This is a genomic window from uncultured Flavobacterium sp., assembly GCF_951805225.1.
Taxonomy (GTDB): domain Bacteria; phylum Bacteroidota; class Bacteroidia; order Flavobacteriales; family Flavobacteriaceae; genus Flavobacterium.
Genome location: NZ_OX638201.1, coordinates 5746768 through 5768820 on the forward strand (window position 1 = coordinate 5746768; position 22053 = coordinate 5768820).

The 22053-nt window shown below is 32.6% G+C and carries 22 protein-coding genes; 6 read left to right on the plus strand and 16 right to left on the minus strand.

What is annotated here, in order from left to right; all coding sequences use genetic code 11:
• Positions 1-12: 12 nt before the first annotated feature.
• The gene (locus WN975_RS23980; RefSeq protein ID WP_337968668.1) at positions 13-912 is read left to right on the plus strand and encodes a PorP/SprF family type IX secretion system membrane protein; all 900 of its coding nucleotides are present in this window, start codon (positions 13-15) and stop codon (positions 910-912) included.
• A gap of 60 nt (positions 913-972) precedes the next feature.
• On the opposite strand, the gene WN975_RS23985 is transcribed toward WN975_RS23980, so the two are convergent.
• From WN975_RS23985 to WN975_RS24015, 7 genes are all read right to left on the minus strand, one after another.
• A complete protein-coding gene (locus tag WN975_RS23985; protein WP_337968669.1) occupies positions 973-1704 on the minus strand; it encodes a CPBP family intramembrane metalloprotease in 732 nt (243 codons plus the stop codon).
• Between the two features lie 252 nt (positions 1705-1956).
• Complete coding sequence (locus tag WN975_RS23990) at positions 1957-2805, minus strand: alpha/beta hydrolase (RefSeq protein ID WP_337968670.1); 849 nt, start codon at positions 2803-2805, stop codon at positions 1957-1959.
• A 219-nt stretch (positions 2806-3024) separates the two neighbouring features.
• A complete protein-coding gene (locus WN975_RS23995) occupies positions 3025-3705 on the minus strand; it encodes a metal-dependent hydrolase (protein WP_337968671.1) in 681 nt (226 codons plus the stop codon).
• A gap of 106 nt (positions 3706-3811) precedes the next feature.
• Entirely contained in the window at positions 3812-4558 is a 747-nt protein-coding gene (locus WN975_RS24000) for a hypothetical protein (RefSeq protein ID WP_337968672.1), read from the minus strand.
• A gap of 64 nt (positions 4559-4622) precedes the next feature.
• Positions 4623-5495 carry an SAM-dependent methyltransferase gene (locus tag WN975_RS24005; protein ID WP_337968673.1) on the minus strand — a complete coding sequence of 291 codons (873 nt, stop codon included), beginning with the start codon at positions 5493-5495 and terminating at the stop codon, positions 4623-4625.
• Between the two features lie 7 nt (positions 5496-5502).
• The gene (locus WN975_RS24010; protein ID WP_337968674.1) at positions 5503-5967 is read right to left on the minus strand and encodes a DUF962 domain-containing protein; all 465 of its coding nucleotides are present in this window, start codon (positions 5965-5967) and stop codon (positions 5503-5505) included.
• 103 nt (positions 5968-6070) lie between these two features.
• Complete coding sequence (locus WN975_RS24015; RefSeq protein WP_337968675.1) at positions 6071-7309, minus strand: TMEM143 family protein; 1239 nt, start codon at positions 7307-7309, stop codon at positions 6071-6073.
• Positions 7310-7437: 128 nt separating this feature from the next.
• Between WN975_RS24015 and WN975_RS24020 the strand changes: the two genes are divergently transcribed.
• On the plus strand, positions 7438-7896 hold the full coding sequence (locus WN975_RS24020; protein ID WP_337968676.1) for a hypothetical protein: 459 nt from the start codon (positions 7438-7440) through the stop codon (positions 7894-7896).
• A gap of 354 nt (positions 7897-8250) precedes the next feature.
• On the opposite strand, the gene WN975_RS24025 is transcribed toward WN975_RS24020, so the two are convergent.
• The gene (locus WN975_RS24025) at positions 8251-8718 is read right to left on the minus strand and encodes a hypothetical protein (RefSeq protein ID WP_337968677.1); all 468 of its coding nucleotides are present in this window, start codon (positions 8716-8718) and stop codon (positions 8251-8253) included.
• Between the two features lie 294 nt (positions 8719-9012).
• On the opposite strand from WN975_RS24025, the gene WN975_RS24030 reads away from it, so the two are divergent.
• A complete protein-coding gene (locus tag WN975_RS24030) occupies positions 9013-9621 on the plus strand; it encodes a YkgJ family cysteine cluster protein (protein ID WP_337968678.1) in 609 nt (202 codons plus the stop codon).
• A gap of 26 nt (positions 9622-9647) precedes the next feature.
• On the opposite strand, the gene WN975_RS24035 is transcribed toward WN975_RS24030, so the two are convergent.
• Together WN975_RS24035 and WN975_RS24040 are read right to left on the minus strand one after the other, a co-directional pair.
• Positions 9648-10358 carry a response regulator transcription factor gene (locus tag WN975_RS24035; protein ID WP_337968679.1) on the minus strand — a complete coding sequence of 237 codons (711 nt, stop codon included), beginning with the start codon at positions 10356-10358 and terminating at the stop codon, positions 9648-9650.
• A complete protein-coding gene (locus WN975_RS24040) occupies positions 10334-11203 on the minus strand; it encodes a histidine kinase (protein ID WP_337968680.1) in 870 nt (289 codons plus the stop codon). The genes WN975_RS24035 and WN975_RS24040 overlap by 25 nt, the downstream gene beginning before the upstream one ends.
• 309 nt (positions 11204-11512) lie before the next feature.
• Here WN975_RS24040 and WN975_RS24045 point away from each other — a divergent pair, with 309 nt between their 5' ends.
• From WN975_RS24045 to WN975_RS24055, 3 genes are all read left to right on the plus strand, one after another.
• The gene (locus WN975_RS24045) at positions 11513-12493 is read left to right on the plus strand and encodes a DUF6268 family outer membrane beta-barrel protein (RefSeq protein WP_337968681.1); all 981 of its coding nucleotides are present in this window, start codon (positions 11513-11515) and stop codon (positions 12491-12493) included.
• 45 nt (positions 12494-12538) lie between these two features.
• Positions 12539-12751 (plus strand): hypothetical protein, encoded by a 213-nt coding sequence (locus WN975_RS24050; RefSeq protein WP_099710966.1) that lies wholly within the window; start codon positions 12539-12541, stop codon positions 12749-12751.
• 136 nt (positions 12752-12887) lie between these two features.
• On the plus strand, positions 12888-14417 hold the full coding sequence (locus tag WN975_RS24055; protein WP_337968682.1) for a SulP family inorganic anion transporter: 1530 nt from the start codon (positions 12888-12890) through the stop codon (positions 14415-14417).
• 73 nt (positions 14418-14490) lie between these two features.
• Here WN975_RS24055 and WN975_RS24060 read toward each other — a convergent pair whose 3' ends face one another.
• From WN975_RS24060 to WN975_RS24085, 6 genes are all read right to left on the minus strand, one after another.
• A complete protein-coding gene (locus WN975_RS24060; protein WP_337968683.1) occupies positions 14491-16200 on the minus strand; it encodes an amidohydrolase in 1710 nt (569 codons plus the stop codon).
• Between the two features lie 201 nt (positions 16201-16401).
• The gene (locus WN975_RS24065; RefSeq protein WP_337968684.1) at positions 16402-17604 is read right to left on the minus strand and encodes an ectonucleotide pyrophosphatase/phosphodiesterase; all 1203 of its coding nucleotides are present in this window, start codon (positions 17602-17604) and stop codon (positions 16402-16404) included.
• 210 nt (positions 17605-17814) lie between these two features.
• On the minus strand, positions 17815-19443 hold the full coding sequence (gene groL, locus WN975_RS24070) for a chaperonin GroEL (protein ID WP_337968685.1): 1629 nt from the start codon (positions 19441-19443) through the stop codon (positions 17815-17817).
• A gap of 69 nt (positions 19444-19512) precedes the next feature.
• A complete protein-coding gene (locus tag WN975_RS24075) occupies positions 19513-19788 on the minus strand; it encodes a co-chaperone GroES (protein ID WP_012023920.1) in 276 nt (91 codons plus the stop codon).
• A 148-nt stretch (positions 19789-19936) separates the two neighbouring features.
• Positions 19937-20275, minus strand: a complete 339-nt coding sequence (gene secG, locus WN975_RS24080) for a preprotein translocase subunit SecG (protein WP_099710971.1) — start codon at positions 20273-20275, stop codon at positions 19937-19939.
• A 3-nt stretch (positions 20276-20278) separates the two neighbouring features.
• Positions 20279-22033, minus strand: coding sequence for a tetratricopeptide repeat protein (locus WN975_RS24085; RefSeq protein WP_337968686.1), 1755 nt, complete (start codon positions 22031-22033; stop codon positions 20279-20281).
• Between the last annotated feature and the right edge of the window lie 20 nt (positions 22034-22053).

The window sequence follows — 22053 nt, forward strand, 5'->3', positions numbered from 1 at the left end:
GAAATGAATACAATGAAAATAAAATCAATGAGAGCAATCTATATACAGGTAATTATGTTCCTGATTATATTAGGAACAAACTCCGCACATGCGCAGTTAACAGAATACGAATCCATGTATTTTCAAAATCAATATATTAACAACCCTGCAATGGCAGGGTTAGAGCAAGGAATGAAATTCAATATTGGTTATCAAAGGCAATGGGATGAAGTTCCAGGGAATCCAATATTGATGAATGCGACATTCGAATACAATTCTGGAAACAGAACTGGATTAGGATTAAATGTTAATAGTGACAGAGCTGGTTTAATCAATAGAACGAGAATAATGGCAACCTATGCTTATCACCTACCAATAGGAGTTGATCAAAAAATACATTTTGGATTATCTGCAGGTGCAAAATTTTCTTCTATAGATTATAGCAAAGTAGTAGGAAGTATGGATGATATTGCATTACAGAATTATAACGAAGGTGCAATTTTTGACGGAGATCTGGGTATTGCTTATACTACCAGATTGCTAACAGTTCAAGCATCATTACCAAAACTTCATAATCTTTTTTATGAAAATGATAATGGCATTAAAAACTATGCAGACCGTTCTACCTTTTATTCGGCCGTGAGTTACAAGTTTTTATTGTCAAATGAGGATGAAAACTTAAACATTGAGCCATTGGTTGCTTATAGAGGTATTAAAGGACATAAAGATATTTTAGATATGGGTGGAAGATTTAATTTTCCAGATTATAAGATGAACTTATCAGCATTTTATCATACCAATAAAACAGTATCTACAGCATTCGGAATTTCGCTTGATGATTTAGGTGTTTTTCTGGCTTACTCTAAATACTTTGGTAGTTTAGGGGCTTATGCAAACAATACTTTTGAAATTGGGTTGAATTACAAATTGTAACCGAAAAAAGTACAATAAATAAAAAAGCAAAGGAATATGTAATGTATTCCTTTGCTTTTTTTATTTTATCATTTTCATTAAAGTCTGTATAAAATTAATCATGTTGTGTGACACTATTGGAAGTAAAATACTTTTGCTCTCCACAGTTATCCAGCTCAAAACATAACCAGAGACAGACGTCCATATAAATGGATAAAATTCAAACCTCAATTCAAGGCCATCTGCTACACTAAATCCATGTACAAGACCAAATAATATACCTATGATTAAGACGCTTGGATTGCCAAAAGTCTTTTCTTTAATTCTAATTTTGTCTTGTAAACAGGTTAATAAAAGTGCTAAAAGAATTCCTCTAAACATAATTTCTTCATCAATCCCGGGCATTGTCAGTTGAAAAGCAAGAATCTCAATATTAAAATCTGTACGAGTGTCGAAGTAAGAGAAAAAAGCAGTACAAATCAATATTGATGAGACTAAAATTGTTTTTAGCAAAGCCTTTTTATCTTGTTTGAAACGTAGGAAATTAAAAGGCTTTAGTTTTTCATACAATATTAAATAGGTCAATAAGCCAAAAGAAATTCCAAATAGTTTTCCTGTCCAGTTTCTTTTTCCATTTATGATCTGAAATGCTTTATATTCTAATGGAATTTTTAAAACTATCTGATAACAAATAAAGATTAATACAAAAAGTACAATGGTTTTAATTTGATTTTTATCCTTTGCAAAAATAAAAATTAGAGGTAAAAGAAGTAAAACAGGCACAGCACTCTCCAAAAATATCTTTAATATCATTTCTTAATATTTATAATCAAAAAGTACTAATATAGAACTAATTTTATTACAAAAAGGAATGATTATTTGATCTTGTAATTTAATGTGTACTTAACAGAAAAACAAAATGGAACAAAGAAGAGTACATCTTTTTTGTTCCATTTTTTTATTCAGGAGCTTTTTCCAGCCATTCACTATATCTTTAATGGTGAACCCCACCATTAAAGGATGCCGCTGCTGTCTGGGCTAAGGTATCAGTTTTCATAAGAAGTCTTATTTATTTTGAAGAAAATTATCAATATAATTTACTATTAAAGTTACATGTTGATGTTGTGGAGCATGACCCGTTTCAGGAAGTACGATAAGTTGTGCTGTAGAGAGTTTTCGGGTCAATGGATACCAATTTTCAACTGCAAAACTAATATCATGATCTCCGGAAATAATTAGAATTGGAGTTTTGGTACTTTCTAGTTTACCTTTGAAGTTCTCTTTATCTTCAGTTAGACCAGCACTTCCTTGAAAATAAAGTTGGAAAACATCCATTGTCGAAGGAATTTTAGAAACATCTAATCGCTGCGCAATTCGGTCATGTGATGCTTTAGCCTGTTTTTTACTTTCGTCAGAAGTAGGTTCAAAGAAAAGTACAATTTCATCATTAAAATCATTTATAGGTTTTAATGCAGCATCCAGAAAAGCTTGCTCAAGCGGAACAACTCTTTCACCCGGAGGTCCGGTTCCTAATAACACAGTTTGAGTAATTAGATCAGAAAATTGCAAAGTAGCAACTTGTGCTACTAATCCGCCGTAAGACCAACCAATAACGATTGTTTTTTTTATTTTAAGAAAATCGGCTAGATCTTTAACATCTTTGGCAACATCTTTTAGATCTGTTGCTAAAGTTCCAGTAGAATAACCAATTCCAGAATAATCAAAAGTAATCACTTTGTATTTTTCCGCAAGCTGATCTAAAAATAATGGATCCCAAGTATCAAGAGTTCCTCTAAAACGGTTTACCAAAACAATTGGATCTCCTTTACCGATAGAACGGTAAGCAATTTTTCGCCCTGAAACATCTGCAAATTCTGTTTTCGAATTTAAGGCATTAATCGATTGTGCATTCATAATGGATAAATTTAAAATTAGCATCAAAAAATAAATGAGAACGTAAATGTTTTCATTGTTCTGAATTTTAGGTTCATGATAAATTCAGACAAACAATTTTAATGCCTTCGTTAAAAATATTTACGAATCCATGATTTTACATATAATGAGTTGATTTGTCTTTTCTGCTTTCTGTTTTATTTCGTTAAAGCAAATATGTTTTTAGCGAAATATAGAAAATTACAATTCGATTGTTTCACCAATTTTGGGTAAAAACAGTTTTAAATTTTCTTTTGTAAAAGCGTTCAAAGCCTTTTCATGATCCATGACAATAAAACCAAAAGTATCATAATGGACACCTAAGATTTTATCAACTTCTACAAGTTTTGAAGCTTCAATAGCTTCCTCAATTCCCATAGTTAATCCATCCCCAATTGGGAGAACGGCAAAATCAAGTTTAGTGAATTTTGTGATAAGCTGCATATCGAGCGTCAAAGCAGTATCTCCGCTATAATAAAAATTTCCATCGACAGTGGTTAGTACAAAACCGCAGGCAATTCCGCCATAAGAACCATCCATAAAGCTACTCGGATGTTGGGCAATTACACATTTTACAGTTCCAAAATCAAAGTCAAATTTACCTCCGGGATTAATAGGATGTGCGTTTTCTATTCCGTTTTTAAGTAGCCAGTTATAGATTTCAAAATTCCCGAGAACTTTAGCTCCGGTATTTTTTGCGATCCTTTCAACATCTAAAATGTGATCATAATGCGCATGTGAAACCAAAATATAATCAGCTTTTATAGCATCAACATCAACATCTTTTGCCAATTCGTTTGCAGTAATAAAAGGGTCAAAAAGAATATGTTTTCCATTGGCAAATACAGAAAAACAAGAATGCCCATAATACGTTACTTTCATAATAAATAGATTTTTAAAGATGGTAATTATTTGTAGATTAAATAGTTAATTTGTTTTTTTTCGTCCAAAAAATATACCATTAAAAAGCAGACTTCAGCAAAACTATTTATTCTTCAAAAATTTTTTGAGTATCAACAGAATTATTTTCCTGATATAATTTTTTACCAATTATGCCTTTGTCACCAAGAGCGCGTCCTTTTATCAGCCATGCAATTCCGAAAGAAAAAAGAGCAAGGGACTCAAAAATTAAAGTTGAATAAGTAAACAATTTTAAAGTTTCAGAAACAGGAACCATAACCACAAAAACAAGTATCGAATAACCGCAAAACCTGTAAATATTATTTTCATTGAGAATACTTTTCGGATCTCTCATTTCGTTTTTCTGACCAATCGTAAAAATGTTAATTGACAATAAAGCCATGATTAGAAAAAGCAAAGCTGCAAAACTATAATGAAGCCATCCGAGCCATTTTTCAGGATAGGAAATCAGAGTGTAAATTTTAACCGCAAAATCATCCGGATTCATTGGAACTAGTGCTACACCAATAGCCATAATTCCAGCAATATTAGTTAGCAAATTATCGTTTTTCCAGATCGAAGCATTGCTTGTGCCTTTGTAACAAATCAAAAATAAACCTACTGCACACAGAGTTCCAGTAAAAATTTCCCTGAGATTCGTGAAATAATAATGACTTATAGAAGGTTGAAGTTGTGTTTTGAAAAAAGAAATAAAAGACAAGCCAACCAAAAGTATCGGCATGCTAATTCCTAAATAACCAATTGCGCGCCTAATTCTTCTGTAAGTAAAAATATCATCGCGCTCGATTTCGATTTCTGTGTTATTTATCTTCATTTCCTTTATCTATTTGTTTAATAGTGATAAAGTTATAGTTGTTTTATGTTAAAAAAAGATAGTACTATTGTTTTATTCCAAAAGCAGTTCTGTAAAATTCATAACCTTTTTCAGATCGATTAGGAAGAAATCTTTCCCGATATTCATTAGCTCCTAAATCTTCTATTAGTTTGATGTCAAATTGATTTAAATAATCAGATAATTCATTAGGCAAGAAACCAAATGTCCATTGTTCTTCCAGCTTATTAAGATCCTTTAATAATTTTTCGCCACCTAAAAATGATTTCGGATTTTCGAGAATTTCTTTATGTATGTAAGTAAAAATGACAATAGAGTTTTTGGCAAATTTTGAAATAAATTCAAAAGTGCTTTTAACAGCATCTGCAGATAAGTAATTGGTAACGCCTTCCCAAATTACTGCGGTTGGAAGGCTGAAATTGATATTGTTCTGAACCGCCAGTTGATCCAGATTTTGTTGGTTGAAATCGATTTGAAGAAACTGAACATTTTCTGGAAGCTGACCAAGACTGTTTTTATATATTTGTGTTTTAAAATTTGAAGTGTTGGGATGATCAATTTCTATAACAGGAATCGATTTTAGAAAATCAAGACGAAGCGGTCTGGTATCAAATCCGGCACCTAAAATCAGAACTTGTTTTATGCCGTTTTGAATTGCATTTTGCAGTAAATCATCAATATATTTAGTTCTGGCAATTCCGGAAGAAAAAGCACCGGGAATTTTTTTTTGAATCGTATTTTGAATGTAATTTTTTACAGGACCAAATTTAGAAAGGCGAGTAGCAAATCTTAGTTTAGAATCAAGAAAATCTATTGCGTAAGGATCTGAAAATAAGCGATCATTTACGTCGCGTTTTGTTTCTAAGGCGCGAAACAAAGCCATATATTGCGCTGTTCTGCTTGTTTTTTCTGCTTTCATGATGAGCTTATTTTCTGGAAAACAAATTTTCTACTACCCAAGCCGGACCGATCATTAAAAATTGAAGATCTTTTAAGAAAGAAGGTTTTTTGCCTTCAATGTTATGTCCGTAGAATTGTCCGATCCAGGCGATAACAAAAACTCCAATCGAAAAAATCCATAACGGAAATACCTGTCCGATGTAATAATTTACAACCAGACAAATTGCAGAGAAAATGGCAATTTTAATAGCCATAGAAACTGATAATCGAATATAAAAAACAAGAACAAAAAGAAGAACAACAACAGCCCAGTTTTCAATAATTGGAGCATTTAGTTTTAAAGTATTAGCAATAAAACCACTTGGAATACTCATTAATAAACCAACTATCGAAAAAAAGATTGCAGGTACACAAACGTAATGAATCGCCTTGTTTTTTGGATTTTGATGACTTACTGCATATTCTTCAAACCATTGTTCTAATGTTCTCATTTGTTTTGATTTAGGTATACGTAAATCTAATAAAATTTCTTTTATGTTGACAAAAAGTGTTGAGAGTTTTAGTTAGTTTGATTTATTCTGATCATTCAATAAATTAAATAGTAGGTTGTTGATTATAGTTAAAAACACCATCCCATAATTCGTCAATTTTAATTAACGCCTGATCAAGCGGCAGAACCTCCCATTTTTCATTGGTTTCTATACCAAGTCCAATGTTCTTTAACTTTTCTAGCGCATTTTTTACATTAAAATCAAGATTAGTTTTTAGCTTTGTTTCAAACCAGGATTCAATTTGTGAATCCAATTCTTCTGAAGTAAGCGGTTTGTTGCTTTTGTATAAAAAGGTATAAGCCAAAATAGTTTCCTTAAGAACTTCTTCTTCAGAAGAGTTTAAAAGAGAATAAAAAGCACCACTATTGTTTCCGAGATTCTTAAAGTAAAGACTGTCGGAAAGTATTTTAGAATATTTAATTTTCTTATTTACAAAGTTGTTGTATTGACGAAATAAATAAAGCGACAAAATTCCCAATGCAATTAAACCTTGATTCAGCGACGTTTTACTGTTTAATAAATCAATGGCTTCACCTGTCTCATAAGCATCATACATACTAATTAAAGCCGGAATTACTTTTGTACTTAATAGCGAAATTCCACCAAAAATCCCCGGAATCCACAGCAGTAATTTATCTGTGGTTGACATTCTTGGAATTGCATTTGGAAAAATAGTTTCAATATCATTTTTAGGAACGCGCTTAAAGATTTTTAAAACTACAGATCCTGGTTCGATAGGCATTTTTCCTAATTTGACTTTGTTTTGCTTTAAAAAATGAGTGTCATTATAATGCAGATAAATCATGACACGATCGTAATATTCGATTTCAATTTCTTTCTTCCAAAAGAAATATTTCTTCACTTTTTCTTTCGATTTATGATGTCCGCGAACGTATAATTCATAATCCTGAAAAGCATTAAAATCGATAGAAAGTTTTAAACCAATCAAATCAGAATCCTGAAATGCTTTATCTAAAGTTTCCTGATCAATACGAATATAATTTCCCTGTTCTAAAACCGTAAGTAATGTTTCCTTAAAAACCGAAAAATCACTTTTGCCTATAAAACCTTTTCGCTCTTTTAAGCTCAAATCCGGATCAAACAAAGCATAGTTTTGCTTAAGATTTCGGTTTAAATTAAAAGCTTCATAATGAAAATAATGCTCGATTATATCAAACAGTTTTTTAAAATCATCAACTTTTTCTTGATCTTCGGCGAAAGTGTTTATTTGTTGTTCGAGTAAGAATTCCTTGTTGAAGGGAATATAATGTTCTCGTGTCATATTTTGTAGGTTCTGTGGTACTAAGGTTCAAAGATACAAGGTTTTTTTTAAGCTTAATTATATGGGTATTACATAATCATTATATAAAAACTATAGAAAAGTTCTATTGTTAATTATCTTAAATTTGAATGAAAGATTTTTCTTTAAATAGTAAATCATTATCAGAAATGGAAAATATAGAAACTACAAACACGCAAAAATTCGTTAGAATACTATTGGGAATTTTTATGATTACGGCAGCAATGGGTCACTTTACTTTTCAGAGAAATGATTTTCAGGCGCAAGTTCCTAACTGGGTTCCGGTTGATAAAGATCTCGTTGTAATACTTTCCGGAATTGTAGAATTAGTGCTTGGCCTAACTCTTATATTTTTAACGCGATATAAAGTAAAAGTTGGTATTTTTCTCGCTATATTTTACGTGCTGGTTTTCCCTGGAAATATTGCTCAGTATTTAAACGGCACAAGCGCTCTGGGACTCGACACAGATTTATCGCGATTGATACGCTTATTTTTTCAGCCCGTTTTGATATTCTTAACCTTGTGGTCAACTGGCGCAATTACTTATTTTAAAAGTTCGAAAGTATAGATATACAAAGTTTTTCAGAGTCTTTTTTCTCTTTCGGAATTTTAAGATAAACTCTTCACAACTTATTTGCGTTGTATTCTTTTATGATAAAAAAAAAGTGAGACTTTTAATCGATGGCTTCGATTAGAAATCTCACTTTAATTGTTCCAAAAAAAATGACAGCATTTTTATAATCTTCCTTAAAGGAAAACCATATTTTAAAAGTAAAATTATTTAGCGCAATTTTACCACTTAATAAAGTTCTGACAATGCGTATTTATACGTGTTTTTGAAGCAATTCCAAATATTATTAGGGCACTGAAGTAGTTTTTGTAGCGAAGAACTGATAAATTAAATAAAAGAGTATTGCTTAAATTAATTCAGGTTGTTTTTTTTAAGTTCGATTACTTTTTCAATAAATTGTATTAGATTTTTTCTTTCCAGCGAAAACAAAGCACTTTCATCTTCGGTTTTTAGATATAAATCGGCAATACTTATCGCATCCATCTTATTATTAGAGTAATGATGTTCGGCATATTTTATCAGATTGTCTAAAAAAAGATCACGTTGTCTTCCTTTTTCGAGTGTTTCTTCGTTGCCTTCTTTTATTTTGTCCATTTCTGATTCCGGCAAATCTATAGTAAGATAGGTATAGTCCACAGGAACATTTGACAGTATATCTTTAGAAACTCTTCCCGTGCCAAGGCAATATGCACAAGGCGCAGGTGTCCATTTTAGTTCTCTGTCTAAACGTTTTATATCATCCCAATCAACGAAAGTTTTTCCTAAACATCTGGGACATTCTAAATCTGATTTTCTAAATAGGAACTTAAAAATGGTCATTTTCACAATTATTTTAAACGATTAGTGGCTTTGCGAATATAATTATTTATGTAGGAAAAATTGTTTCTATAACGGTTTTTTTTGAAGAAAAGATTTATGGTTAATATGAATTACAAGCTTTTAGAAAGTAATAACTTTTATTTTGAAGCTTTTGGATAGTTTTTTTGAGAAGTCGAGCAAGCATTTTTATAGTCGTAACGATGAATACTTTGAAGAATAAATGCATAAACTATTCACAATAAAATCAAGGTTTTAGGAGGAGCAATTTCTATTAGTCTACCTTACCAAAAAAAGATGGCAATAGAACAGAAAGTTCGGCTGGTTGAGGAATTGTTTGAGCGCCTTGAAATTGAAATTACTGCATTTAAATCTGAAACTCATTTGTATTGTAACGCAGGTTGTGGCAAATGTTGTTCTAAACCAAACATAGACGCTTCTCCATTAGAATTTTTGCCTTGGGCGTTTCATTTGTTTTTAAATGGCAAAGCCGAAGAAACTTTAGAAGAATTAAACAATTCTATTAGTAAAAACTGTCTTTTATATCGACCACTTTCCGTATTAGAACATCATAAAGGAGCTTGCAGTAATTATCGTTATCGCGGATTGATATGCCGTCTTTTTGGTTATGCCGCAAACACAGACAAATATGGAAAACTAAGATTGGCAACCTGCTCGATAATTAAAGAAGAGCAACAGCAAAACTTTGATAAAAGTGAAGAGGCAATTAATACGGGACAATATGTACCCATTTTTACGGATTATTATATGAAGCTCGCACAAATTGATTTCAAAATGGGAATGACTTTACTTCCTATAAACGAAGCATTAAAAAAAGCAATCGAGGAGGTTTTACATTATTACGCTTACAGACCATTTCCGGGTGGACTTGAAAATATCGCTTAAGAAGATTTTTATTAGATTTAAAAAAATTACCTAAAAAAGCTGTCTAATAAAATCTGATATTTCCTTCCTACAGGAATAATTTCTCCATTGGAAAGTGTAAGTGTTTTGAAAGTTTTCGAAGCAATTTCGTTGGCGTTTACAATATAAGAACGGTGTACCTGAATAAAGTTGGTGCTGTTGATCTCATCAGAAATACTGGAGAGAGAACCGTAGATAATTTGAGGAGATTTTAATTTTTTGCTATATAATTTCATGTAATTACCCAAGCTTTCGATATAAAAAATATCACTCAAAAGTGTATCAATTATTTGACCATTACTACGGTATGAAAGAGATCTTTCGCTAGCGGTATTTTCTTTTTTAAGAATTTTTCCGGAATAAAAGGTTCTGGCTTTTTCTATCGCCTTAGAAAATTTTTCGAATGAAATAGGTTTAAGTAAATAATCAATTGCATCATTTTGGTACGCCGAAAGTGCAAAGTCAGAATAAGCTGTGGTAACAATAGTTATGGGGCGATTTGGTTGTAATTCCATTAATTCAATACCGGAAATTACAGGCATATTAATATCCAGAAAGATAATATCATATTTGTTTTCGTTGAGCATTTTTACCGCTTCCATACCACTAAAAGCGCTTCCGGAATATTCCAGATCGTCACATTTTGCAATATGCGAAGCCAGCGCCTTGTGTGCAGGCGTTTCGTCGTCAATGATCAGGCAACGATAGGTAAGTCCCATATATTCAATTTTACGCTAAAAGCATTTTTTTCTTTATTGCAGCTCAATTCATGTTTCAAACCGTAGACTTCGAGTCGTCTCTTTAGATTTTCAATTCCAATTCCTGTTCCCGAAAGTCTGGAACCTGATTCTAAATAATTATTTTTCAGGGTAAAAGATAAATGTCGTGATTTTACTTTTAAGTCCAAAAGAATAAATGGCTCCGCAGTTTCACCAGAAAACTTAACGGCATTTTCTACCAAAGGTAAAAAGAATAAAGGCGGAATATTGATGTTGTTAAAATCGCCTGTATAGTTTTGAGTCACATTTAATCTCTCGTTTCGGAACGTGTAATATTCAATATATTTTTTGACAAAATTAATTTCTTCGGCAACCAGAACATAATCTTTTTTAGTGGCTTCAATTTGATAACGAAGCATATCTGAAAGATTCAAAATTCTGTCTGGCAATTTTTCAGGCTCAGTTAGAGATTCTCCATATAAATTATTCATTGCATTTAGCAAAAAATGAGGATTGAGCTGCTGTTTTAAAAAAGAAAGTTCGGACTTATAATTCATAATATCCTTATCTGTTTGCGAAACTTTTTTCATGATCATGATATGAATAAAATAAAAAAATGTTCCGTTAATAATAAGCGATAATATTTGTAACGTCTTGAAGTTTCCCAAGCCAACTAAAGGGAAAAACCAATTCATAAAAAAGTAAAAAGCAGTCCAATAAAGCGCAAAGAGCGTGAAGAATGTTTTAATCTTTTTTTTAAACAAGAAAGGTTTAATGATGAAAAGATTAAAAATAGTAACCCAGATAATACACGGAAAATAACCAACGGCTATTTTACTAATCATATAAGACAAATTATGGCCGTCTAATTTGATTTCATCATAAACACAGGCAAAAATGACCGCAATTATCAATGCATTTACGATGAGATTTCGAAGAAAAAAGTTCTGATATATTTTGAGAATCGTCATAACGGCAAAATTAGCGAAATAGTATAGTTTTAGCTTTTTTCTGTGACAAAATTATACAAACGCCATTGGTATAAATAATACGCCATTTATATAATTAAGCTTTTATAATCAAGGCTTCACGTTTACATTTGCCTCGAGATTTAAACCTCTTTTCAAAAACAAATTCTAAAAATTTATTGGCTTATGAAAACAAACATCATTTGTGTTTTATTTGTATTTGCAGCTATGCGAACGGTTGCTCAGGAAAAAGAAACTCCAATAAAAACGGTTGCAAAAGTTGTAACTGATAAATTTCCGACCACTCGAATTTTAGATGTGCAATATGAACAATTGGGTCCCACCAATTTTGATTCAAAGCTTTTTGGAGATCGGTTTGAAAGAGGAAGAATTGAAAGTCATAATAGATTTAAAGCAGCCATTAATGTGCCTTTTTTTTCTTCAAAATCTAAACGGTTTGTTCTGACAAGTTCGCTTCGTTATAAATATGAAACTTATGAATTTGGAGATATTTATAATTACAATTCAGCAACAACGTATACTCGAGAAAAAGAAGAAATCCATTTTTTTGCTGCGGCTTTAAGCGCAACTTATGTTTCGACGCTTTTTCATAAACCTATTATTTACAATGCTACTGCAACGGTTGACGGTAATCAGGATAGTTTTCAGCGTGTAAAAGGTTTTGCAACCGCCAATATTGTCCTGAAAAGAACCGCTAATACAACGCTCACAGTTGGAGTTTTGGCCATGTTAGATCCTTCGTCGATTATTCCAATTACACCACTTTTGACTTATAATCATAAGTTCGAAAACTCAAAGTGGGATATCGATTTTATTCTTCCACAACGTTTATTATTTAGAAGAGAATTGTTAGAAAACGGAAGGATTTCCTTGGGAACTGAATTAAATACGGAAAGTTTTTACTTAAATCTAAACAATTCAAAATTGAAAGGAATTTATGAATTGAATCAACTCGAATTGAAGTCCGGGATTACGTATGAATATCGATTTTCACCAAAAATTATCGGAATAATTAAAGGTGGTATTAATAATGTTGTAAGTGTGCGTGTAACAGAAAAAGGCGAGCGAACGTCTAAGTATGTATACGATCAAAAGGAAGATCCGCAAGGCTATTTTAGATTTGGGATTTCGTATAATCCGTTTTAAAAGTGTTTTTTGATTTTAAATTATGTAGTATTAAAATTAGCAATTATGATTGTTGAGGTTTTTAAAACAAATGTTCAAAAAGAAGCAGATAAAAATTATATTATTACTGTTATTCAAACCCATTTCCCTAATTATAAAATCAATTTCGATTTAGAAGATTGTGATAAAATATTAAGAGTCGAAGGCGTTAATTTAAAGCCTAAAAGCATAATTGATTACGTAAATCGTCTAGGGTATATTTGTATAAAATTAGAGTAAAGATAATCAGATAATGTGCCAATTTGATAATTAGATAATGATTATGCGCAATCTATAAATTTTCTAATTATCAAATTGACACATTATCTCAATTGCCACATTTTCTAATTGCCAAATTGTCTAAATTTGTGCTCTTATGAAAAAAGCCTTCCAACTCTTCGATTTTACTCAAAAAGTCAATTATAGAAATGAAATTTTAGCCGGTTTAACAGTTGCTATGACGATGATTCCAGAATCATTGTCGTTTGCTATTTTGGCTGGATTCCCGCCTCTTGTAGGTTTATATGCGGCTTTTATCGCCGGTTTGGTTACTGCTATTTTTGGAGGAAGACCTGGAATGATTTCAGGCGGAGCCGGAGCAACAGTTATTGTTTTAATAGCTTTAATGAAATCTCACGGAATTGAATATGTTTTTGCAGCCGTTGCGCTCGGAGGTGTGGTACAAATTTGTATTGGACTTTTTAAACTCGGCAAATTTATTCGATTAGTTCCTCAGCCTGTTATGTTTGGTTTTGTAAACGGTTTGGCAGTTGTGATTTTTATGTCGCAATTAGAACAGTTTAAAACGGTAATTAATGGTCAGGTTTCCTGGTTGCAAGGAACTCCCTTGTATATTATGTTAGGTTTGGTTGCTTTGACGATTGCAATTGTGTTGCTTTTTCCAAAATTAACTAAAACAGTTCCGGCTTCTCTAGTGGCAATTTTAGTTGTTTTTGCAATCGTACTTTTATTTAATATCGAAACCAAAACGGTTGAAGATATTGCCTCTGTTCAAGGCGGATTTCCTCCGTTTCATATCCCGAATATTCCGCTTTCTTTTGAGACTTTAAAAGTAATTTTTCCATATTCAGTAATTGTTGCCGCTGTTGGTTTGACGGAAGGTTTGCTTACGCTAAATCTGGTTGATGAAATTACCGGAACCCGTGGCAACAGTAACAGAGAATGTATCGCTCAGGGAAGTTCAAATATATTAAATGGTTTCTTTTTTGGAATGGGCGGATGTCCAATGATTGCTCAGACTCTTGTAAATCTTTCTGCTGGTTCAAGAGCTCGACTTTCGGGAATAATTGCTTCTTTGACCATTTTATTAATCATACTTTTTGGAGCGCCAATAATCGGAAAATTACCAATGGCAGCTTTGGTTGGTGTGATGATGATGGTTGCAATTACAACTTTTGAATGGGCAAGTTTCAAGATCATAAACAAAATGCCTAAACATGATATTTTTGTTGGAATTCTGGTTGCCGTGATAACAATTTTATTGCACAATTTGGCTTTGGCGGTTTTGATTGGAGTAATTGTTTCGGCTCTTGTTTTTGCTTGGGAAAGTGCCAAAAGAATTCGTGCTAAACATTTTGTTGATGCAGAAGGAGTGAAACATTACGAAATTTATGGTCCATTATTTTTTGGTTCAATAGCTGCTTTTATCGAAAAGTTTGATGTAGCAAACGATCCAAATCATGTAATTATTGACTTTAAAGAAAGCCGTGTATCCGATATGTCAGCAATTGAAGCACTAAATAATTTAACTAAGAAATACAATCAACTTGATAAAGTAATCGAGTTACAACATTTAAGCCCAGATTGTCGGGAATTGCTTAAAAATGCAGAAGCCGTTATCAAAGTAAATATAATTGAAGATCCAACGTATAAGGTTGTTTCTTAATGAGCCAATGTGTCAATTAGATAATTAGATAATTTATAGATAGCGCATAATCATTATCTAATTGACACATTATCTAATTAGCAAATTTAAACACAGTTTTTCCTTCTTTAATGGTTTCCAAAACCTTAATATCTATAATTTTCTTTGGATCAACTTTTAAAGGATTATTATCCAAAATAACAAAATCAGCTAGTTTTCCTTCTTTAATTGAACCTTTTGAATTTTCTTCAAAATATTGATAAGCTGCCCAGATTGTTATAGATCGCAAAGCATCATAAGGAGTAATTCGTTCGTCAGGACCAATTACGTCACCAGATCTGCTAATTCTGTTTACTGTAGAATATAATATCATAATACTGTTTGGAAGCGCAACAGGAGCATCATGATGTTCTGTAAAAATCATTCCTTTTTTTAATGCCGTAGCAGCTGGCGAAATGCGATAAGCTCTTTCTTTTCCTAAAGTTTCATCTCGATGCCAATCGCCCCAATAATAAGTATGCATCCCGAAAAAAGATGGTATGATTTTTAAAACTTTCATAGAGTCAAGTTGATCAAAGCGGGCTGTTTGCGCATGTATAGCGACGGTTCTTCTGTCTTTAGATCCATATAAATTGGTAGCATTTCTTACCGCTTTTATAAATTCATCGATTGCAGCATCGCCATTGCAATGGGCTAAAATTTGCCAATTATTAGCATATGCAGAATCAACAAGAGCGATAGCATCGTTTTCTTTTGGAAAAGCTGGATAACCCGCATAAGTATTTGGTTTTCCCGGAGGCGGAACTTTATATGGTTTTGTAAGCCAAGCCGTTTTTCCTTGTGGCGAGCCGTCAAGCGAAAGTTTTACACCCGCAATTCTAAAATGATTTGTGTAATTTTTTTGAACTCCATTAGCTTTCATATATGCCATTTGAGTCTGAATATCCGGATAAGCAGCGACGTCAATAGAAAGTTTTCCTTCGTCGGCTAACTTCTTCCACGTATTACAAGCATCGCTACTTGCACGACCTTCTTGCGCTGTTGTAAAACCAAATTTCGTGTAAGCTGCAATTCCTGCTTCTGCAATTTTTACGTTTGCAGTCTGATCAAGTGTTCCCATAATCTTGAATAACGGAATAAACATTGCCATTTCTTCGAGAACGCCATTTGGTTCCTGAGAACCTTCTTTTCTTCGGATTACACCGCCTGCAGGATCTTTTGTGTTTGCATTATATCCGGCAAATTCTAAAGCTTTATGATTCATAACCGCCAAATGACCAGATTGATGAATAATTAAAACAGGAACGGTTGTCGATACTTTATCGAGATCATCAGCAGTTGGTGGAAGTTTTTCTTTTAGTTGTGCATCATCATAGCCAAAACCAACAATCCAACCATATTTTCCAACGGCTTTTGGATTTTTAGTATTCCATTCTTTTAATAAAGAAATAAGTGTCGGAATGTCGTTTCCCGTTCCATCCGGAGCCGGAAGTAGATTTGCAGATACAGCCTGAAAACCAGCATTCCATACATGACCGTGAGCATCTATAAATCCGGGAAGTAATGTTTTTCCTTGCAAATCATTCATTTGAGTTTTGTCACCATGAAATTTCTCTGCTTCGGTTTTTGATCCAACAAAAATAATTTTGCCTTCTTTGATTGCAACGGCTTCTGCATAATTTGGCTTATTGCCTTCCATGGTTATAATATCGCCTCCAAAATAAATCGAATCAGCAGGATTGGCAACTTCTTTTTTACAACTTATTAAAGTAAGAAGAAATACGACGCTAAGTATTTTTTTCATTTGAAGAATTTTTAGTTTGCGAATAAAAACAACTTTGGAATATCCTTAAAGTTAAATAAAATACTTTTATGATTTAAATAATTTATTTTCAGAGTGTTGTGTGTTTGATTAAATGATAAAAAAAAACGCCAAATAGAATTTTCTATTTGGCGTTTTTTAATTTAATTTTCTAATTATCAAATTTTCTAATTGACACATTCTCTAATTCTTCAGCATGTTTTTTACTTCGCTAAACTTTCCGTCTACTTCATCAATTTGTAAACCTAAAATATGAGCAATTAGAGGATAAACTGAAACATTTTGAAACGAACCAACTTCTTTATCTACTTTGAATGCCGGACCTTTTGCATAGAAAATAGCCTGCATATCTTTTGTTCGATTATCATAACCATGAGTTCCTCCTTTTGTATCCTGAGTTTTATCTTTTGCTAAACTATATCCTTTTTTAGCCTCAATAACAAAATCATGAACTCTTGGATTTGTACCATAATGAAATCTTTTAGGAACCTGATTTGATTTCCAAAATTTAATATGAGGCACTTTTTTCAACGCTTTTGCGATAGAATCCTGATATCCCGGTTTTGCCTGAAGGCTCATAATTGGGTTAATAACAGCTTTGTATCCTAACCATTCCGGTTTTAGATAATCCAGAATAACTACTTTTTTATCGTTACTGATATCAGTCATTCCGTGATCTGATACAATAATTAAATTAATTTGTTTTCCGATGGACAATTGATCCAGTTTAGAAGACAATTGTCCCATAATAGTATCCATTTTGCGAACCATTTTTTCATTTTCTTTTGAAAGAGGTCCAAAAGAATGTCCGGTATGATCAGGTTCATCAAAGTATAAAGTGATTAAATGAGGTCGTTGTTTTTCAGGAAGCTGAAGCCATTTTAGAACAGTATCAATTCTGGTTCCGTACGGAATTTTATTGTCGTAGTTTTTGTAAATCCCAGGTCTTTTTTTGTCCGTATCAGATCCTGGCCAAAAGAAAGAAGCACTTTTTACACCTTGTTGTTCAGCAACATTCCAAATTGGATTTCCGCCGTAAAAGCGAGAATCATTTTTAGCATCCGTTGATAATGCAAAATATTTGTTTAAGGCTGAATCATAAAATTCATTGTTTATAATACCATGATGATCCGGATAAAGTCCGGTCACGATCGCATAATGATTCGGAAATGTTTTGCTTGGATAAGAAGGACGCATAGATTTAGCATGAACGCCTTCTTTGGCTATTTTATCAAGATTCTGAAGTTTGAAATGTTTAGCATAATCCCAACGAAATCCATCCATAGAAACTAAAACAACATAAGCATCTTTATTAGTCTGAGAATAGGAAAAAGAGGTAAGGAGTAAGAATGTAAAAAATAATAGGTGAGTTGTAAATTTTCTCATTTTGTAATTTTAATAGAATTACAAAGGTATCAATAACAGAACTTTTAATAAAAAACAGAATGTTAAACAATTATAAAATAAAAGGATTTGCCACGAATTCACGAATTAATTATTTTAATCTTTTCGAATAGATTTGTGAATTCGTGGCGAAAAAATATAAAAAAAACGCCGGATTAATATCCGGCGTTTTAAATTTTAAGAAAAGAACGATTACATCATTCCTGGCATACCGCCACCCATTGGCATTCCGCCAGCGCTTTCTTCTTTAATATCAATTAATGCACATTCTGTAGTTAAGATCATTCCTGCAACAGAAGCAGCATTTTCTAATGCAACACGAGTTACTTTCTTAGGATCAATAATTCCAGCTTTAAGCATATCTACATATTCGTCAGTTTTAGCATTATATCCAAAATCACCAGAACCTTCAGCAACTTTTGCTACAACTACAGAACCTTCAAGTCCAGCATTTTCAACAATAGTTCTTAATGGAGATTCAACAGCGCGAGATACAATCTGAATTCCTGTTGCTTCGTCAGCGTTATCAGCTTTAATATCAGCTAATGCAGCTTTTGCTCTTAATAAAGCAACACCACCACCAGCAACGATTCCTTCTTCAACAGCAGCACGAGTAGCGTGTAAAGCATCATCAACTCTGTCTTTTTTCTCTTTCATTTCAACCTCAGATGCAGCACCAACATAAAGAACAGCAACACCACCAGCTAATTTAGCCAAACGTTCTTGCAATTTTTCTTTATCATAATCAGATGTAGTAGTTTCCATCTGACCTTTAATTTGGTTTACTCTGTTTTTGATAATATCAGCTTCACCAGCACCACTTACAATTGTAGTGTTGTCTTTATCGATAGAAACTCTTTTTGCAGTTCCTAACATTTCGATAGTAGTGTTTTCTAATGTATAACCTCTTTCTTCAGAAATTACAGTTCCACCAGTTAAGATTGCTATATCTTCTAACATTGCTTTTCTTCTGTCTCCAAAACCAGGAGCTTTTACAGCAGCAATTTTAAGAGCACCTCTTAATTTGTTTACTACAAGAGTAGAAAGAGCTTCTCCGTCAACATCTTCAGCAATAATTAATAATGGTTTTCCTGATTGAGCAACTGGCTCTAAAACTGGAAGTAATTCTTTTAAAGAAGATACTTTTTTGTCGTATAATAAGATATATGGAGAGTCTAATTCAACTTCCATTTTCTCTGGGTTTGTTACGAAGTAAGGAGAAAGATATCCTCTGTCAAACTGCATACCTTCAACAACATCCACAAAAGTGTCAGTTCCTTTAGCTTCTTCAACAGTAATAACACCTTCTTTTCCAACTTTAGCGAAAGCAGTAGCGATTAATTCACCAATTACTTCATCATTATTTGCAGAGATAGAAGCAATTTGTTTGATTTTATCAGAATCACTTCCAACAACTTTAGCTTGTTTAGCTAAGTCAGCAACAATAGCTTCAACAGCTTTATCGATACCACGTTTCAAATCCATTGGATTTGCACCTGCAGCAACGTTTTTTAAACCTTCTTTTACGATTGCCTGAGCTAAAACTGTAGCAGTTGTAGTTCCGTCACCCGCTAAATCATTAGTTTTAGAAGCTACTTCTTTAACCATTTGCGCGCCCATATTTTCTAATGGGTCTTTTAATTCGATTTCTTTTGCAACAGAAACACCATCTTTAGTAACCGTTGGTCCACCAAATGATTTTCCAATAATTACATTACGACCTTTTGGTCCAAGAGTTACTTTTACAGCATTTGCTAATGCATCAACACCACGTTTTAATCCGTCACGTGCTTCAATATCAAATTTTATATCTTTTGCCATTTTCTTTTTTGTTTAATGTTTTATTTGTTTCAGGTTCCCCCGATACTTATATTCTTGAGAGCTATGTTTTTAGATAATCGCAAGGATATCGTCCTCACGCATAATCAAATAATCAGTTCCTTCAAGTTTTAATTCTGTTCCTGCATATTTACCATAAAGTACAGTATCACCAACTTTTACAGTCATAGTGTGATCTTTAGATCCATTACCAACAGCTACAACAGTTCCTTTTTGTGGTTTTTCTTTGGCAGTATCCGGAATAAAAATACCTGAGGCAGTTTTTGTTTCAGCTGCAACAGGCTCAATAAGTACGCGATCTGAAAGCGGTTTAATGTTTAAGGCCATGATTTTATATTTTATATTTATTATAAGTTATACGTTTTATATGCTCTATTGGATTTCAGAAATTGTGCCATGCTCTTAAAACTGACATTATTTCTTAAAAAAAATGCCAGCTTTGACAGGCTGGCATTTTATATTTATTTCAAAATTATTATTTTGCTGCAGGAGTTGCCGGAGCAGGTGTTTGTTGAACTGGAGCAGCTGGCGTATTAGCAGGAGCTTCAGTTTTTTCAATGATTTTAGAATCAGTATCGCTTAATGATCCTGAAAAGCTTAAGCTTGAAAGCAAAATTAAAGCAATCAAAATAGTCGCTAGTGTCCACGTACTTTTATCTAAAAAGTCTGTTGTTTTTTGTACTCCACCTAACATTTGAGTTCCGCTGATAGTAGACGATAATCCGCCTCCTTTAGGGTTTTGAACCATGATTACTACGATCAATAGAAAACAAACTATTGTGATTAAAACTAAAAAAATTGAAAATGTGCTCATTGCTTAATTATTATTGTTATTTTGTTGTAAAATCTTTATATCCGAAATACGGTCTGCAAAGAAACTAATTTTTTCTGGATATTTCAAAATTAATATTTCATATGCTTGTATTGCTTTTGTATATTTTTTTTGTTCCAGATAAACTCTGGCCAAAGTCTCTGTCATTAGATACGAATTATCCTCTTGATTTATGTTGAATTGTACCGCCGGAGTTATTGCAGTTTGCTTTATAGGCGAAATTTTCGGGTTCGTTTCAATGAATTTATCGATTATTTCTGCTTTTTTTTTCTTTTCTTCGTCTAGTTCTTCGTCGTCAGCTTTTATTTCAGTTGGTTGTTCGGTTTTTTTTTCCGTTTTTTTTTCCTCTTCGGGAACTTCTTCTGTTCTGTCTATAGGTTCAGTTTTGGCTAATTGCAGCCATTCCTGAAAAGAGTGTTTTTCATTAACCGAAAAATCCAATGGTTTTCCTATTTCCAGATTCTCTTCTGCATCTTTTACGGTTTCTGGAATTTCAATCTCTTTAGGTTCTTCAATTTCTACAGCTTTCTCAAAAAATGTTGTTGAAGTTTCTTGAATAGGATTTAAAATTGATTTTTCAATTGGATCAATTTGTACTTCTGAAATTTCATCGTCAACTGTTTCGTCAAAAAAGGTCGAAGTTGCTATTTTAACAGGTTGTTCAATAATAGGTTCAACTTTTTGTTCCTCGATTTTTACAGGTTCTTGAAAAGTTATGTTCGGTTCTTCTTTGTCAGAAGTTAAAACAGGCTGTTCAATAATAGGTTCAACTTTTTGTTCCTCGATTTTTGCAGGTTCTTCAAAAGTTATGTTCGTTTCTTCTTTATCAGAAGTTAAAATAGGCTGCTCAATTATAGAATCAACTTTTTGTTCCTCGATTTTTACAGGTTCTTCAAAAGTTATATTCGTTTCTTCTTTATCCGAAGTTAAAATAGGCTGCTCAACTATAGAGTCAACTTTTTGTTCCTCAATTTTTGCAGATTCTTCAAAAGATAAAGTTGCTACTGCTTTAAAAGAATCTAAAATTGCTTGCTCGCTAATTGATTCAATTATAGGTTCCTCAATTTTTGCAGGTTCTTCAAATGTTATGTTTGTAACTTCTTTAAAAGAATCTAGAATTGCTTGCTCATCAATCAGCTCAATTTTAGGTTCTTCTGTTTTTATAGCTTTTTCAAAAGTTAGGGTTGAAACGTCTTTAAAAGAATCCAAAATTGCTTGCTCGCTTATAGATTCAATTATAGGTTCTTCCGTTTTTTTAGGTTCTTCAAAAGTTGTTGACACTTCTTTGAAAGAATCTAAAGTTGGCTCCTCAATGATTACGGGTTTTTCAAAAGTAACAGATGTAGCTTCTTTAATAGAATTTAAAATTGATTTTTCAATTGGATCAATTCGTACTTCTGGCATCTTTTTACTTTGTTCAGCCGAGATTATTTCACTGTCAAAAACAGTAATATTCAGAAGATGTTTCAGTTTTTGGTCGTAATATTCACTTTGGATAGAAGTAAATGTTTCCGATGTTATAAAATCAAATAAAACCGAACGATCACAAGTATGCGCCGCTGTAACTTTTAAAGCATAATTATACTTAAAGCTGTTTTGATCATAAAGTCCTTTTAATCGCAATGCACGCGCACTTTGAAAATACGGAAATTCATTCAAGACACTTCCTAATGCATCCGTTTGCTTTTCTGTAATAGCATCGGGTTTGTTCATTAAGTAAGTATAATCAGTTACGTTCATTATTTATTTTTTATTGTTTA

What these genes read in the sequence shown, in the direction of transcription:
- WN975_RS24055 (WP_337968682.1), top strand. Translation starts at nt 12,888, where the DNA reads ATGAAAAAAGCCTTCCAACTCTTCGATTTTACTCAAAAAGTCAATTAT.
- WN975_RS24015 (WP_337968675.1), bottom strand. Translation starts at nt 7,309, where the DNA reads ATGACACGAGAACATTATATTCCCTTCAACAAGGAATTCTTACTCGAA.
- WN975_RS24065 (WP_337968684.1), bottom strand. Translation starts at nt 17,604, where the DNA reads ATGAGAAAATTTACAACTCACCTATTATTTTTTACATTCTTACTCCTT.
- secG (WP_099710971.1), bottom strand. Translation starts at nt 20,275, where the DNA reads ATGAGCACATTTTCAATTTTTTTAGTTTTAATCACAATAGTTTGTTTT.
- WN975_RS24005 (WP_337968673.1), bottom strand. Translation starts at nt 5,495, where the DNA reads ATGAAAGCAGAAAAAACAAGCAGAACAGCGCAATATATGGCTTTGTTT.
- WN975_RS24040 (WP_337968680.1), bottom strand. Translation starts at nt 11,203, where the DNA reads ATGATTAGTAAAATAGCCGTTGGTTATTTTCCGTGTATTATCTGGGTT.
- WN975_RS23990 (WP_337968670.1), bottom strand. Translation starts at nt 2,805, where the DNA reads ATGAATGCACAATCGATTAATGCCTTAAATTCGAAAACAGAATTTGCA.
- WN975_RS24020 (WP_337968676.1), top strand. Translation starts at nt 7,438, where the DNA reads ATGAAAGATTTTTCTTTAAATAGTAAATCATTATCAGAAATGGAAAAT.
- WN975_RS24045 (WP_337968681.1), top strand. Translation starts at nt 11,513, where the DNA reads ATGAAAACAAACATCATTTGTGTTTTATTTGTATTTGCAGCTATGCGA.
- WN975_RS24010 (WP_337968674.1), bottom strand. Translation starts at nt 5,967, where the DNA reads ATGAGAACATTAGAACAATGGTTTGAAGAATATGCAGTAAGTCATCAA.
- WN975_RS24060 (WP_337968683.1), bottom strand. Translation starts at nt 16,200, where the DNA reads ATGAAAAAAATACTTAGCGTCGTATTTCTTCTTACTTTAATAAGTTGT.
- WN975_RS24025 (WP_337968677.1), bottom strand. Translation starts at nt 8,718, where the DNA reads ATGACCATTTTTAAGTTCCTATTTAGAAAATCAGATTTAGAATGTCCC.
- WN975_RS24000 (WP_337968672.1), bottom strand. Translation starts at nt 4,558, where the DNA reads ATGAAGATAAATAACACAGAAATCGAAATCGAGCGCGATGATATTTTT.
- WN975_RS24030 (WP_337968678.1), top strand. Translation starts at nt 9,013, where the DNA reads ATGGCAATAGAACAGAAAGTTCGGCTGGTTGAGGAATTGTTTGAGCGC.
- WN975_RS24050 (WP_099710966.1), top strand. Translation starts at nt 12,539, where the DNA reads ATGATTGTTGAGGTTTTTAAAACAAATGTTCAAAAAGAAGCAGATAAA.
- WN975_RS24075 (WP_012023920.1), bottom strand. Translation starts at nt 19,788, where the DNA reads ATGGCCTTAAACATTAAACCGCTTTCAGATCGCGTACTTATTGAGCCT.
- WN975_RS23980 (WP_337968668.1), top strand. Translation starts at nt 13, where the DNA reads ATGAAAATAAAATCAATGAGAGCAATCTATATACAGGTAATTATGTTC.
- WN975_RS24035 (WP_337968679.1), bottom strand. Translation starts at nt 10,358, where the DNA reads ATGGGACTTACCTATCGTTGCCTGATCATTGACGACGAAACGCCTGCA.
- WN975_RS24085 (WP_337968686.1), bottom strand. Translation starts at nt 22,033, where the DNA reads ATGAACGTAACTGATTATACTTACTTAATGAACAAACCCGATGCTATT.
- WN975_RS23985 (WP_337968669.1), bottom strand. Translation starts at nt 1,704, where the DNA reads ATGATATTAAAGATATTTTTGGAGAGTGCTGTGCCTGTTTTACTTCTT.
- groL (WP_337968685.1), bottom strand. Translation starts at nt 19,443, where the DNA reads ATGGCAAAAGATATAAAATTTGATATTGAAGCACGTGACGGATTAAAA.
- WN975_RS23995 (WP_337968671.1), bottom strand. Translation starts at nt 3,705, where the DNA reads ATGAAAGTAACGTATTATGGGCATTCTTGTTTTTCTGTATTTGCCAAT.